Raw genomic sequence first — 13,533 nt, forward strand, 5'->3', positions numbered from 1 at the left:
AATAACTGAAGATGCAATATCCTGAACCAATATCAAAGCTGATTGACAGCTTTATGAAATTGCCAGGAATCGGACCTAAAACTGCGGTCCGTCTGGCTTTTTTTGTTCTTAGTATGCAGGAAGACGTCGTGTTGGACTTTGCGAAGGCACTTGTTAATGCAAAGCGTAATTTAATTTATTGTTCTGTTTGCGGACATATCACTGATCAGGATCCTTGTTATATTTGTGAAGATACAAGAAGAGATCAATCTGTTATCTGTGTCGTTCAGGATCCAAAAGATGTGATCGCAATGGAAAAAATGAAAGAATACAATGGTTTATATCATGTGCTTCATGGTGCTATTTCACCAATGGACGGAATTGGACCTGAGGATATTAAAATTCCTGACCTATTAAAAAGATTGCAAGACGATCAAGTCACAGAGGTCATTCTTGCAACCAATCCAAACATTGAGGGAGAAGCGACAGCCATGTATATCTCTAGATTGTTGAAACCATCAGGAATTAAACTCTCTCGCATTGCTCACGGACTCCCAGTTGGTGGAGACTTAGAGTATGCGGATGAAGTCACACTTTCTAAGGCTCTAGAAGGCAGACGTGAGATGTAGGAAGGAGAAGTACGGTACATGGGTTTTCTTCGCAGAAAATCAATTCGAAAAGAATTCGATGAGATATTAATTCAACAGCTTTTTAAGCAAAAGGAAGAATGGAACAGACAAAAAAAGCTTGTCGCAAACAGCGTTGAGCCTTCACCGGACATTCTATTCGAATTAAAGCTTGCTCAAGCGAAGTACTTTTTCTATCTGAGAGAAGCGAAAAAGAGAAATTTACGTTTAAACAACTGGAGGTAGCAGGTCTATTTTACATAGTCCTCTCATATGCTTGTACTATTCATATGAAGAGGAGATGAGAGGATTATGGAACCTGTTATTGTGATTGGTTCAATTTTGTTAGCTGTTTTATTGTTGTTTATGTCAGGTGTTCAAGCGAATCCATTCAAATGGTTAGGGCTTATCGGAATAAAATTTGTCGCAGGCGCTCTTTTTTTATTTTGTCTCAATTTATTCGGTGAGAGTTTAGGACTTCATATCTCCATTAACCCTGTAACGAGCGGAATTAGTGGTTTGTTGGGCATCCCAGGTGTAGCAGCTTTAGTCGTAATTGAAAAGTTTATTATTTAATGCAAAATGTTGTTGACTTTGATTATATATGGTGGTAAAGTAATATACGTCGCTGATGACGAAGATACGAAAAAACATAACAACAAAAAAGTTGTTGACACTAACAACTTGGACGTGATAAGATGTTCTAGTCGCTTCTGAAGCGGTAAACAAGTTCTTTGAAAACTAAACAAGACAAAACGTACCTGTTAATTCGAGTTTTTATAAAAAAATCCTATGATACATCATAGGTAGTCAGTCAAACTGGCGAGGCAGGAAATGATCACATGCTAAGTTCGCTACATCGTGTAGCAACGCATGTGTGATATGCATCCTGCATACCTCGGAGAGTTTGATCCTGGCTCAGGACGAACGCTGGCGGCGTGCCTAATACATGCAAGTCGAGCGGACAGAAGGGAGCTTGCTCCCGGATGTTAGCGGCGGACGGGTGAGTAACACGTGGGTAACCTGCCTGTAAGACTGGGATAACTCCGGGAAACCGGAGCTAATACCGGATAGTTCCTTGAACCGCATGGTTCAAGGATGAAAGACGGTTTCGGCTGTCACTTACAGATGGACCCGCGGCGCATTAGCTAGTTGGTGAGGTAACGGCTCACCAAGGCGACGATGCGTAGCCGACCTGAGAGGGTGATCGGCCACACTGGGACTGAGACACGGCCCAGACTCCTACGGGAGGCAGCAGTAGGGAATCTTCCGCAATGGACGAAAGTCTGACGGAGCAACGCCGCGTGAGTGATGAAGGTTTTCGGATCGTAAAGCTCTGTTGTTAGGGAAGAACAAGTGCAAGAGTAACTGCTTGCACCTTGACGGTACCTAACCAGAAAGCCACGGCTAACTACGTGCCAGCAGCCGCGGTAATACGTAGGTGGCAAGCGTTGTCCGGAATTATTGGGCGTAAAGGGCTCGCAGGCGGTTTCTTAAGTCTGATGTGAAAGCCCCCGGCTCAACCGGGGAGGGTCATTGGAAACTGGGAAACTTGAGTGCAGAAGAGGAGAGTGGAATTCCACGTGTAGCGGTGAAATGCGTAGAGATGTGGAGGAACACCAGTGGCGAAGGCGACTCTCTGGTCTGTAACTGACGCTGAGGAGCGAAAGCGTGGGGAGCGAACAGGATTAGATACCCTGGTAGTCCACGCCGTAAACGATGAGTGCTAAGTGTTAGGGGGTTTCCGCCCCTTAGTGCTGCAGCTAACGCATTAAGCACTCCGCCTGGGGAGTACGGTCGCAAGACTGAAACTCAAAGGAATTGACGGGGGCCCGCACAAGCGGTGGAGCATGTGGTTTAATTCGAAGCAACGCGAAGAACCTTACCAGGTCTTGACATCCTCTGACAACCCTAGAGATAGGGCTTTCCCTTCGGGGACAGAGTGACAGGTGGTGCATGGTTGTCGTCAGCTCGTGTCGTGAGATGTTGGGTTAAGTCCCGCAACGAGCGCAACCCTTGATCTTAGTTGCCAGCATTTAGTTGGGCACTCTAAGGTGACTGCCGGTGACAAACCGGAGGAAGGTGGGGATGACGTCAAATCATCATGCCCCTTATGACCTGGGCTACACACGTGCTACAATGGACAGAACAAAGGGCTGCGAGACCGCAAGGTTTAGCCAATCCCACAAATCTGTTCTCAGTTCGGATCGCAGTCTGCAACTCGACTGCGTGAAGCTGGAATCGCTAGTAATCGCGGATCAGCATGCCGCGGTGAATACGTTCCCGGGCCTTGTACACACCGCCCGTCACACCACGAGAGTTTGTAACACCCGAAGTCGGTGAGGTAACCTTTATGGAGCCAGCCGCCGAAGGTGGGACAGATGATTGGGGTGAAGTCGTAACAAGGTAGCCGTATCGGAAGGTGCGGCTGGATCACCTCCTTTCTAAGGATATATGGAGCAGCGTACGTTTTTCGTCTTGTTTAGTTTTGAAGGAACTTGCAAAAGATCCTACAACATCATATCTTCGATATGAAAGATGGGCCTGTAGCTCAGCTGGTTAGAGCGCACGCCTGATAAGCGTGAGGTCGGTGGTTCGAGTCCACTCAGGCCCACCATCTTCTATTAAATCGGGGCCTTAGCTCAGCTGGGAGAGCGCCTGCCTTGCACGCAGGAGGTCAGCGGTTCGATCCCGCTAGGCTCCACCAACGTGTTCTTTGAAAACTAGATAACAATAAGTAATACATTCACATTGAATGCAATGCAAAGTTCATCACACATAGTGATTCTTTCTAAAGTAAGAAATGGTTAAGTTAGAAAGGGCGCACGGTGGATGCCTTGGCACTAGGAGCCGATGAAGGACGGGACGAACACCGATATGCTTCGGGGAGCTGTAAGCAAGCTTTGATCCGGAGATTTCCGAATGGGGAAACCCACTGCTCGTAATGGAGTAGTATCCATACTTGAATACATAGAGTATGAGAAGGCATACCCGGGGAACTGAAACATCTAAGTACCCGGAGGAAGAGAAAGCAAATGCGATTCCCTGAGTAGCGGCGAGCGAAACGGGAACAGCCCAAACCAAGAGGCTTGCCTCTTGGGGTTGTAGGACACTCTATACGGAGTTACAAAGGAACGATATAAGCGAAGAGGTCTGGAAAGGCCCGCCAAAGAAGGTAACAGCCCTGTAACTGAAATGTTGTTCTCTCCAGAGTGGATCCTGAGTACGGCGGAACACGTGAAATTCCGTCGGAATCCGGGAGGACCATCTCCCAAGGCTAAATACTCCCTAGTGACCGATAGTGAACCAGTACCGTGAGGGAAAGGTGAAAAGCACCCCGGAAGGGGAGTGAAATAGATCCTGAAACCGTGTGCCTACAAGTAGTCAGAGCCCGTTAACGGGTGATGGCGTGCCTTTTGTAGAATGAACCGGCGAGTTACGATCCCGTGCAAGGTTAAGCAGAAGATGCGGAGCCGCAGCGAAAGCGAGTCTGAATAGGGCGCATGAGTACGTGGTCGTAGACCCGAAACCAGGTGATCTACCCATGTCCAGGGTGAAGTTCAGGTAACACTGAATGGAGGCCCGAACCCACGCACGTTGAAAAGTGCGGGGATGAGGTGTGGGTAGGGGTGAAATGCCAATCGAACCTGGAGATAGCTGGTTCTCTCCGAAATAGCTTTAGGGCTAGCCTCAAGGTAAGAGTCTCGGAGGTAGAGCACTGATTGGACTAGGGGCCCCTACCGGGTTACCGAATTCAGTCAAACTCCGAATGCCGATGACTTATCCTTGGGAGTCAGACTGCGAGTGATAAGATCCGTAGTCGAAAGGGAAACAGCCCAGACCGCCAGCTAAGGTCCCAAAGTATACGTTAAGTGGAAAAGGATGTGGAGTTGCTTAGACAACCAGGATGTTGGCTTAGAAGCAGCCACCATTTAAAGAGTGCGTAATAGCTCACTGGTCGAGTGACTCTGCGCCGAAAATGTACCGGGGCTAAACGTATCACCGAAGCTGCGGACTGTTCTTACGAACAGTGGTAGGAGAGCGTTCTAAGTGCAGTGAAGTCAGACCGGAAGGACTGGTGGAGCGCTTAGAAGTGAGAATGCCGGTATGAGTAGCGAAAGACGGGTGAGAATCCCGTCCACCGAATGCCTAAGGTTTCCTGAGGAAGGCTCGTCCGCTCAGGGTTAGTCGGGACCTAAGCCGAGGCCGAAAGGCGTAGGCGATGGACAACAGGTTGATATTCCTGTACCACCTCCTCACCATTTGAGCAATGGGGGGACGCAGGAGGATAGGGTAAGCGCGGTATTGGATATCCGCGTCCAAGCAGTTAGGCTGGGAAATAGGCAAATCCGTTTCCCGTGAAGGCTGAGCTGTGATGGCGAGCGAAATTTAGTAGCGAAGTTCCTGATTCCACACTGCCAAGAAAAGCCTCTAGCGAGGTGAGAGGTGCCCGTACCGCAAACCGACACAGGTAGGCGAGGAGAGAATCCTAAGGTGATCGAGAGAACTCTCGTTAAGGAACTCGGCAAAATGACCCCGTAACTTCGGGAGAAGGGGTGCTTCTTAGGGTGTTAAAGCCCCGAGAAGCCGCAGTGAATAGGCCCAGGCGACTGTTTAGCAAAAACACAGGTCTCTGCGAAGCCGTAAGGCGAAGTATAGGGGCTGACGCCTGCCCGGTGCTGGAAGGTTAAGAGGAGCGCTTAGCGTAAGCGAAGGTGCGAATTGAAGCCCCAGTAAACGGCGGCCGTAACTATAACGGTCCTAAGGTAGCGAAATTCCTTGTCGGGTAAGTTCCGACCCGCACGAAAGGCGCAACGATCTGGGCACTGTCTCAACGAGAGACTCGGTGAAATTATAGTACCTGTGAAGATGCAGGTTACCCGCGACAGGACGGAAAGACCCCGTGGAGCTTTACTGCAGCCTGATATTGAATGTTGGTACAGCTTGTACAGGATAGGTAGGAGCCTTGGAAACCGGAGCGCTAGCTTCGGTGGAGGCATCGGTGGGATACTACCCTGGCTGTATTGACCTTCTAACCCGCTGCCCTTATCGGGCAGGGAGACAGTGTCAGGTGGGCAGTTTGACTGGGGCGGTCGCCTCCTAAAATGTAACGGAGGCGCCCAAAGGTTCCCTCAGAATGGTTGGAAATCATTCGCAGAGTGTAAAGGCACAAGGGAGCTTGACTGCGAGACCTACAAGTCGAGCAGGGACGAAAGTCGGGCTTAGTGATCCGGTGGTTCCGCATGGAAGGGCCATCGCTCAACGGATAAAAGCTACCCCGGGGATAACAGGCTTATCTCCCCCAAGAGTCCACATCGACGGGGAGGTTTGGCACCTCGATGTCGGCTCATCGCATCCTGGGGCTGTAGTCGGTCCCAAGGGTTGGGCTGTTCGCCCATTAAAGCGGTACGCGAGCTGGGTTCAGAACGTCGTGAGACAGTTCGGTCCCTATCCGTCGCGGGCGCAGGAAATTTGAGAGGAGCTGTCCTTAGTACGAGAGGACCGGGATGGACGCACCGCTGGTGTACCAGTTGTTCTGCCAAGGGCATCGCTGGGTAGCTATGTGCGGACGGGATAAGTGCTGAAAGCATCTAAGCATGAAGCCCCCCTCAAGATGAGATTTCCCATTCCGCAAGGAAGTAAGATCCCTGAAAGATGATCAGGTTGATAGGTCTGAGGTGGAAGCGTGGTGACACGTGGAGCTGACAGATACTAATAGATCGAGGACTTAACCTATATTCTAATGTGAAAATTGAACATTGTTATCTAGTTTTGAGAGAACATTCTCTCCATCAGGTTTGGTGGCGATAGCGAAGAGGTCACACCCGTTCCCATACCGAACACGGAAGTTAAGCTCTTCAGCGCCGATGGTAGTTGGGGGTTTCCCCCTGTGAGAGTAGGACGCCGCCAAGCTTTTCAAAGGATCAGTTCCAGTCGGAACTGGTCTTTTTTGTGTTTTTAAAAAGGAACAAACACCCGATCTGACATGGATACATATACTAAACTACCATCTAAAACATTCTTAATTTTGTATACAATTGAAAGCGCTAGGGCATACTGAAGCTATAAGTGGAGGTGTCATAATGAGCAAAAAAGAGCGAGAAGCGATTTGTTTGATTTGTGAAGAGAAAAAAACAAAGGGAATTTATTTATATCATCAGTTTTTATGCCGAGATTGTGAACGAAAGTTAATTTCTACATCAACCTCGGATCCTAGTTATGCTGATTATGTAAGAAAGCTTAAAAATCTTCATACGCCGCCTTTATATTCATAGACCATTAGTTGGTCTTTTTTTATGGGCAATCGGGGATTGGGCCTGTTTTTTGGAACTTAGTTTGGACATCAACCGTAATAAATAATAAGATAAACAGAGAGCCTGATTATTCATAGGAGTCGATGAACATGAAATCAATTTTTTACACATTTGTATGGGCTGTTCTCTCTACTCTTTTTTCGCTGGTGATTTTAACTGTCAGTATTGGTGTTTTCCATCATCATGTTGGATTGTCGATACTGTATGCGATGATTGGGTGGGGTGGGGTGTTTGCAGGAAGCCGATGGGCTGCCTTCCAGTTGTTTTTGAAGAAACACGGACTGTCTCGCAGTGATTATGTATATATTAAACAGCACTTAAAAGAAGCCGGGCAAAAGCTGGTTCGTTTAAAGAAAGCTTTATTTGCTGTGAAGAACGTACAGACGATCAAGCATAATTATGAAATTCTTCGGCTTGCACGACGCATCTATACGATAACAAAAAAGGAACCGAACCGGTTTTATGATGCACAGCGGTTTTATTTTGAGAGTTTGGATACTGTTGTTGAATTAACTGAGAAATATGCACTGCTGTATAATCAGCCGAATCGCAGCCATGAGCTTGAAATGACATTAAGCCAAACTCGAGTTACGCTGACTGAGCTGCAAAAGCAATTGACGAATGATTTACAGCAAGTTTTAGGAAGAGATATAGAAGCACTTCATATTGAACTTGAAGTGGCCGATAAAATGATTAAAAAATAGAGATGAAAGGAGTCAGACTCGATGAAACCAGAAGATCCAGTCATACCAGCATCACCATCTACTACAGATCTTCCGTTTCGGGTGTTTGATACCTTATCTGATGAGGAAAAACAGGAGGCGCTGCAACGAGCTGAAAAGATCCCTAATCATCCACAAAAACTGCTTTTCTATGGTACACGTGTGCAGGAACGATTATTAGAACAATCAAAACAAATGATGCAATATGTGGAGAAAAAAGATATTGACCAAATCGGAGACGTTCTAGAAGCTTTTTTACAGCACCTGCATTTAGTGGAGCCTGAGGATTTATTGCCAAAGAATCGGGGCTTTTTTTTAAGGTTGTTTCAGCGAGAAAAGCGTTCTATTCAGGAGATCATATCTCGTTTTAAACAAGCAGAAGCACAGATAGAGAGATTGTCAGCAAGGCTTCGTTACGCAAGAGGTGTGTTAATTTCAGATCATAAGTTATTAGAGCGTTTATTTGAGGAAAATCAATCATACTTTCAAGAGATGACATTACAGGTTGCCGCAGTTGAAGCAAAGCTGACACTTTTAGAGCAACAGGCCCTAACAGAATCAAAGCCATCAAATGAGCGGACATTAGAGGAGCAATTGATGAGTCGGGAAGTCGATGAAGAAGAATATATGGAGAGATTAAAAGAACGGAAGTATGATTTGCTGTTGAGCCGTCAAATCGCACTACAATGTAATGCCCAAATTCGAATGATTCAGCATACAAACCATACATTAGCCAATCATATTCAATCAACTGTTTCCGCATCAATTCCTTTATGGATTAACCAAATGTCGATTGCGTTCAATCATATTCAGCAGCGAGCCAATTCAGCGCTAGAGCAGCGTATCCAGCAAACATATGAACAGGTATCGAAGCAGCAAGGACAGCTTCTTGAAGATGCATCCTTAACGCCTATAGATACGTTGAAAAAGGTTCAGCGCCAATTGGCCGAAACATTGCAGGAAACGTTGGAGGTAAAAGAACATGGGAGCCAAGAACGGGCTCAATTAAAAAGCAGCATGTATGAGGCAGAGCAGAAGCTGGTGAATCATAAACCATTAAAGGAATGAGAATCCATCTTTCAGTTCACTTGTTTGAACGTTATAATAGATATAAGTTATCGTTTAAGTGAAAAGGGTCGATTTGTTTGAAAACACCTTTATATACAGCATTATCACAACATGCGGAAAAGAAGCCCTATTCTTTTCACGTTCCAGGACATCACAATGGAGATGTCTTTTTTGATGAGGCACGGTCCTATTATGCATCCATTCTTCAGCTGGATGTGACAGAACTTGAAGGTCTAGATGATCTCCATCATCCGACCGGTGTAATTCAAGAGGCAGAGGATTTATTGGCAAATTTATATGGAGCTAAACAAAGTTTTTTCCTTGTGAATGGCACAACCGTTGGCAACTTGGCAATGGTGATGTCTGCATGTCAGGCTGGGGAGGGCATTTTCGTTCAGCGAAATTGTCATAAGTCTGTGTTCCATGCGATTGAGCTTGCGGGAGCGATGCCTATTATACTAGAAACCGAGAGTGATCCTCACATGCACGTCCCAACTCATGTGACGGAGGAAACAGTCAAACAAGCTATGGCGACACATCCTAACTGCCGGGCAATCGTTTTGACATATCCGAACTACTACGGACATGCAGCTGATTTATCAAGACTCATTCAAATGTGTCATGAAGCTGGCATCATTGTATTAGTTGATGAGGCACATGGTGCTCATTTTGTATTAGGCGGTGCCTTTCCTCCATCTGCCCTTTCCTATGGAGCAGACGTGGTGGTACAATCAGCACATAAAACCCTTCCGGCAATGACGATGGGGTCTTATCTCCATCTTCAAGGAGAACGAATTGATGTGAAGCGGATAAAGACGTTATTAACGATGCTTCAAAGCAGTTCACCTTCCTATCCAATTATGGCTTCGTTAGATGTGGCGAGAGCTTATGTGGAGGAGTTGAAGGGAAAAGGGTTAATGGACGAAATCATGAGAGACTTGGCAAATCTGAAAGCACAGTTCAATATGATCTCCAATCTCGAAGTGGTTGAGTCTGACTCTTTACCTATGGATCCATTAAAATGTGTCATTCGTTCAACAAAAGGGCTGACAGGCTATGAACTCAAAAAGGTGCTTGAGTCGGTGGAGGTTCACCCAGAACTTGCGGATGAACATCAAGTCTTACTCGTTTTTGGTCTAAGACAGACAAAGGACATTCCTTTTACAGCTATAGAGCAGGCTCTTCAGCAAAGTGATTCATTGCTTGTAAAAAAAGAGCCCCAAACGGGATCGCTCTTCTTAGAGGATGATCAGCAAAAGCGAGATGTAGAAGCTGTTCCATTTGAAATAGCAACTGGCCGGATTAGTGCAGAATCGGTCATTCCCTATCCGCCTGGCATTCCTTTGATGATCAAAGGAGAACCTATTGAATCAGATCAAATTGCGACGTTAAGCCGTTTGCTTGGGCATCAAGTTCATGTGCAAGCAAGTCAGGTGATTCATCAGAGAAAATTATATGTTTATATAGAAGAGGAGACACTATGAGCGGTATGTTTATTACGTTTGAAGGGCCTGAGGGTGCTGGAAAAACGACAGTGATTCGAAAAGTGTTCGAAGAAATGGAACGTCAAGGCTATGCAGTGATGGCAACACGTGAGCCGGGAGGCATCGACATTGCAGAGCAGATTCGTGAAGTCATTTTAAATGAAAAAAATACAAAAATGGATGCAAAAACAGAGGCATTGCTTTATGCAGCAGCTAGAAGGCAGCATTTGGCTGAAAAAGTAGAACCGGCATTGCAGCGGGGGGAAACTGTTTTATGTGATCGTTTTGTCGACAGCTCGCTTGCTTATCAGGGCTACGCGAGAGGGCTTGGGATTGAAGAAGTCAAATCCATTAATGATTTTGCCATTAATGGTACGATGCCGCAAATGACCATTTACTTTTCCATTACACCAGAGGAAGGTCTAAAGCGAATTGATGCCAATCAAGGAAGAGAAAAAAATCGATTAGACATGGAAACACTGAATTTTCATCAAATGGTCAGAGAAGGATATGAGTTGCTGATTGCGCAATCACCAGAACGATTCCGTGTAGTAGATGCGTCTCAGCCTGTTCAGGATGTCTTTAATGAAGTGTTTCAGCTGATTCAGGACACATTAAAGAAAAATCAAATATGACCTCATTCCCAATCGTTGTTATAATATAGAGGAAGACATCGGCATGTCACCTGTGCCTAAAATGAAGGAGGCCAATCAAATGAAATTAATTGTTGCCGTTGTACAGGATCAAGATAGCAGCAAGTTATTGAAAATATTGACCGAACATCAATTCGGCGTGACAAAATTAGCTTCGACTGGTGGATTTCTAAAGTCTGGTAATACGACTTTTATCATTGGTTGCGATGATGTCCGAGTGGATAAAGCGTTACAGCTAATCAAGGAAAATTGCCGTAAACGTGATCAAATGATCGCGCCTGTATCACCAATGGGTGGAAATGCAGATTCATATGTACCATACCCTGTTGAGGTTGAAGTTGGTGGAGCTACCGTCTTTATTCTGCCAGTTGAACAATTTCATCAATTTTAAGGATGGGTTGCTGTGAAAATTAATCAAGATATGCGGCTGCTTTTAGAAAAGCGTGAACTTCAAGCGATGAAAGGAAGCCAAACTTCAGCATCGTTTAAATCTTCGATGGAGACACAAAGCGGTAAAATGCGTTTAGAGCAGCTGACAGTTATGCTGAGCGATATCGAAGTTTTCGGCAAGAAACTGACAAAGTCACGAAACCTTAAAGATTTGGCTAGGTTTAAAGGACTTGTGAAACGCTTTGTAAAAGAAACAGTCGATAATGGATTAAATATAGAGACATCAAGGAGCTTTGACATTTATGGCAACACACGAACACTCGCTTTAGTCAAAGCATTAGATGAAAAGCTGATTGAGTTAACAGAGGATATGATGAACCAAGAGAAACCCTCGATTGATTTGCTTGAACGTATTGGAGAAATAAAAGGTTTATTGATTAACCTTTACACATAGAGAGTGATAACATGGCAATTAGCTGGGATGACATGAATGATTTACAGCCGCGCGTCATGCGGCTCATTTTTAATAGTATTGATAAAGACCGACTGGCTCATGCTTACTTATTTGAAGGAAAAAAAGGGACAGGAAAGCTAGATGCTGCGATGCTTTTAGCGAAGAGCTTTTTTTGTTTGGAAGCAGGAGTGAAACCATGTGAGTCCTGTCAAAACTGCAAAAGAATTCAGTCTGGCAACCATCCAGATTTACATCTAGTGCAGCCTGACGGTCAATCAATTAAAAAGGCGCAAGTGCAGGCTTTGCAGGAGGAATTTACAAAAGCAGGCGTAGAATCGCATCGGAAAATGTATATCATTCTCCATGCGGACAAAATGACGGTCAATGCTGCGAACAGTTTATTAAAGTTCCTAGAGGAGCCCAACCGGGAAACGATGGCAGTTTTAATCACTGAACAATCGCATAAAATGCTGGATACGATTATTTCAAGATGTCAGATGCTAAGCTTTCAGCCGTTGCAGCCGCAATCTTTGGAGCAGCAGCTTTTACAAGAAGGCGTATCTCAGGATCTCGCAAGGCTTTTGTCGAATTTAACCAATAATTTAGCAGAAGCACTCGAATTAAGTCGAAATGATCAGTTTGCAGAGTCTAGAGCGAAAGTGATAAAATTGTATGAAGTCTTACACCAGCGAAAAGAACATGCATTTTTTTATATACAAGATCAATGGATGCCTTTTTTCAAAGAGAAAGACCTTCAAGAAACTGGTCTTGATATGCTTTTATTTATATATCGTGATGTATTGTCGATTCAAATAGGAAATGAAGATAAAGTCATTTATCAAGACTTATTCCAGACAATGAAGCAGCACGCGCTGCATTCCACACAGCAGATGGTGACGAATCAGATCCTTGCTGTATTAGAAGCGAAAAAGAGACTTCAATCCAACGTGAATGCCCAAGGGCTAATGGAGCAATTGGTGTTGATGTTGCAGGAGGGATAAGCTTGTACAACGTAATTGGTGTTCGCTTTAAAAAAGCGGGCAAAATCTATTATTTCGATCCTAATGGATTTCATATAGAAAATGATAGTTGTGTCATTGTAGAAACAGTCAGAGGTGTTGAGTACGGGCAAGTGGTCATCGCCAATAAAAAAGTAGATGAACACGATGTGGTTCTCCCTTTGCGTAAGGTGATTCGCGTCGCAGACGAACGAGACCGGCTCATCGTTGAGGAGAACAAAGAAGCAGCGATGGCAGCCTTTGACACATGTCTTCAGAAAGTAAGCGAACACGGCCTGGAAATGAAGCTGGTCGATGTCGAATTTACATTCGACCGCAACAAGGTCATCTTCTATTTTACAGCAGATGGCAGAGTAGATTTCCGTGAACTGGTCAAGGATCTTGCATCTATCTTCAAGACGAGAATTGAACTTCGTCAAATCGGTGTAAGAGACGAGGCAAAAATGTTAGGCGGCATTGGTCCGTGTGGCCGTATGCTTTGCTGTTCAACTTTCTTAGGAGATTTTGAACCTGTGTCCATTAAAATGGCAAAAGATCAAAACCTCTCGTTAAACCCTACCAAAATTTCAGGGCTTTGTGGCCGTTTAATGTGCTGCTTGAAATATGAGAATGATGAGTACGAAACAGCAAAAGAACAATTACCGGACATCGGTGAAACGATTCAGACGTCTAATGGCTCTGCAAAGGTAGTAGGGCTTAATATTTTAGAACGAATTTTGCAAGTTGAATTAACCGGGCAAGAAAAAGTGATAGAATATACTTGGGAAGAATTATTACAAGAAGGCGTTGTATCTGCACAAACAACTGAGTAACGAGGTGTGCCA

Annotated in this window: 12 protein-coding genes, 2 tRNA genes and 3 rRNA genes; all 17 read left to right on the forward strand. The window is 45.1% G+C overall.

The window, feature by feature from the left end:
* Positions 1-11: 11 nt before the first annotated feature.
* The 17 genes from recR (at position 12) to NST57_RS00235 (ending at position 13,521) form a co-directional block, all read left to right on the forward strand.
* Positions 12-608, forward strand: coding sequence for a recombination protein RecR (recR, locus tag NST57_RS00155; RefSeq protein WP_341297814.1), 597 nt, complete (start codon positions 12-14; stop codon positions 606-608).
* Between the two features lie 18 nt (positions 609-626).
* Positions 627-851 (forward strand): YaaL family protein, encoded by a 225-nt coding sequence (locus NST57_RS00160; protein ID WP_008342008.1) that lies wholly within the window; start codon positions 627-629, stop codon positions 849-851.
* Positions 852-917: 66 nt separating this feature from the next.
* Positions 918-1,181, forward strand: coding sequence for a pro-sigmaK processing inhibitor BofA family protein (locus tag NST57_RS00165; protein WP_341297815.1), 264 nt, complete (start codon positions 918-920; stop codon positions 1,179-1,181).
* A gap of 319 nt (positions 1,182-1,500) precedes the next feature.
* Positions 1,501-3,049, forward strand: a 16S ribosomal RNA gene (locus NST57_RS00170).
* 96 nt (positions 3,050-3,145) lie between these two features.
* Positions 3,146-3,222, forward strand: a tRNA-Ile gene (locus NST57_RS00175).
* A gap of 14 nt (positions 3,223-3,236) precedes the next feature.
* Positions 3,237-3,312 (forward strand) — tRNA-Ala (locus NST57_RS00180).
* Positions 3,313-3,410: 98 nt separating this feature from the next.
* Positions 3,411-6,341, forward strand: a 23S ribosomal RNA gene (locus tag NST57_RS00185).
* Positions 6,342-6,402: 61 nt separating this feature from the next.
* Positions 6,403-6,518, forward strand: a 5S ribosomal RNA gene (gene rrf, locus NST57_RS00190).
* The 16S, 23S and 5S rRNA genes sit together here with 2 tRNA genes alongside, the layout of an rRNA operon.
* A gap of 170 nt (positions 6,519-6,688) precedes the next feature.
* Positions 6,689-6,880, forward strand: coding sequence for a sigma factor G inhibitor Gin (locus NST57_RS00195; RefSeq protein ID WP_017359334.1), 192 nt, complete (start codon positions 6,689-6,691; stop codon positions 6,878-6,880).
* Positions 6,881-7,008: 128 nt separating this feature from the next.
* On the forward strand, positions 7,009-7,623 hold the full coding sequence (locus NST57_RS00200) for a 5-bromo-4-chloroindolyl phosphate hydrolysis family protein (RefSeq protein WP_142153527.1): 615 nt from the start codon (positions 7,009-7,011) through the stop codon (positions 7,621-7,623).
* Positions 7,624-7,644: 21 nt separating this feature from the next.
* Positions 7,645-8,709, forward strand: coding sequence for a toxic anion resistance protein (locus NST57_RS00205; protein WP_341297816.1), 1,065 nt, complete (start codon positions 7,645-7,647; stop codon positions 8,707-8,709).
* A 77-nt stretch (positions 8,710-8,786) separates the two neighbouring features.
* Positions 8,787-10,193 (forward strand): aminotransferase class I/II-fold pyridoxal phosphate-dependent enzyme, encoded by a 1,407-nt coding sequence (locus tag NST57_RS00210; protein WP_341297817.1) that lies wholly within the window; start codon positions 8,787-8,789, stop codon positions 10,191-10,193.
* Entirely contained in the window at positions 10,190-10,828 is a 639-nt protein-coding gene (gene tmk / locus NST57_RS00215; RefSeq protein ID WP_341297818.1) for a dTMP kinase, read from the forward strand. Before NST57_RS00210 ends, tmk begins: the two co-directional genes overlap by 4 nt.
* Before the next feature lie 79 nt (positions 10,829-10,907).
* Positions 10,908-11,237 (forward strand): cyclic-di-AMP receptor, encoded by a 330-nt coding sequence (locus tag NST57_RS00220; RefSeq protein ID WP_012008640.1) that lies wholly within the window; start codon positions 10,908-10,910, stop codon positions 11,235-11,237.
* A 12-nt stretch (positions 11,238-11,249) separates the two neighbouring features.
* Positions 11,250-11,690, forward strand: a complete 441-nt coding sequence (locus NST57_RS00225) for a YaaR family protein (protein ID WP_008341898.1) — start codon at positions 11,250-11,252, stop codon at positions 11,688-11,690.
* 11 nt (positions 11,691-11,701) lie between these two features.
* Positions 11,702-12,691 carry a DNA polymerase III subunit delta' gene (holB, locus tag NST57_RS00230; RefSeq protein ID WP_024719351.1) on the forward strand — a complete coding sequence of 330 codons (990 nt, stop codon included), beginning with the start codon at positions 11,702-11,704 and terminating at the stop codon, positions 12,689-12,691.
* 2 nt (positions 12,692-12,693) lie between these two features.
* Positions 12,694-13,521, forward strand: a complete 828-nt coding sequence (locus tag NST57_RS00235) for a PSP1 domain-containing protein (RefSeq protein ID WP_007496230.1) — start codon at positions 12,694-12,696, stop codon at positions 13,519-13,521.
* The last annotated feature ends 12 nt before the right edge of the window (positions 13,522-13,533 follow it).

Origin of the sequence: Bacillus sp. FSL M8-0077 (assembly GCF_038050255.1) — a bacterium.
Lineage (GTDB): Bacteria > Bacillota > Bacilli > Bacillales > Bacillaceae > Bacillus > Bacillus altitudinis.

Coding starts and splice junctions, on each gene's coding strand:
- recR (WP_341297814.1), top strand. CDS start 12: ATGCAATATCCTGAACCAATATCAAAGCTGATTGACAGCTTTATGAAA.
- NST57_RS00160 (WP_008342008.1), top strand. CDS start 627: ATGGGTTTTCTTCGCAGAAAATCAATTCGAAAAGAATTCGATGAGATA.
- NST57_RS00165 (WP_341297815.1), top strand. CDS start 918: ATGGAACCTGTTATTGTGATTGGTTCAATTTTGTTAGCTGTTTTATTG.
- NST57_RS00195 (WP_017359334.1), top strand. CDS start 6,689: ATGAGCAAAAAAGAGCGAGAAGCGATTTGTTTGATTTGTGAAGAGAAA.
- NST57_RS00200 (WP_142153527.1), top strand. CDS start 7,009: ATGAAATCAATTTTTTACACATTTGTATGGGCTGTTCTCTCTACTCTT.
- NST57_RS00205 (WP_341297816.1), top strand. CDS start 7,645: ATGAAACCAGAAGATCCAGTCATACCAGCATCACCATCTACTACAGAT.
- tmk (WP_341297818.1), top strand. CDS start 10,190: ATGAGCGGTATGTTTATTACGTTTGAAGGGCCTGAGGGTGCTGGAAAA.
- NST57_RS00220 (WP_012008640.1), top strand. CDS start 10,908: ATGAAATTAATTGTTGCCGTTGTACAGGATCAAGATAGCAGCAAGTTA.
- holB (WP_024719351.1), top strand. CDS start 11,702: ATGGCAATTAGCTGGGATGACATGAATGATTTACAGCCGCGCGTCATG.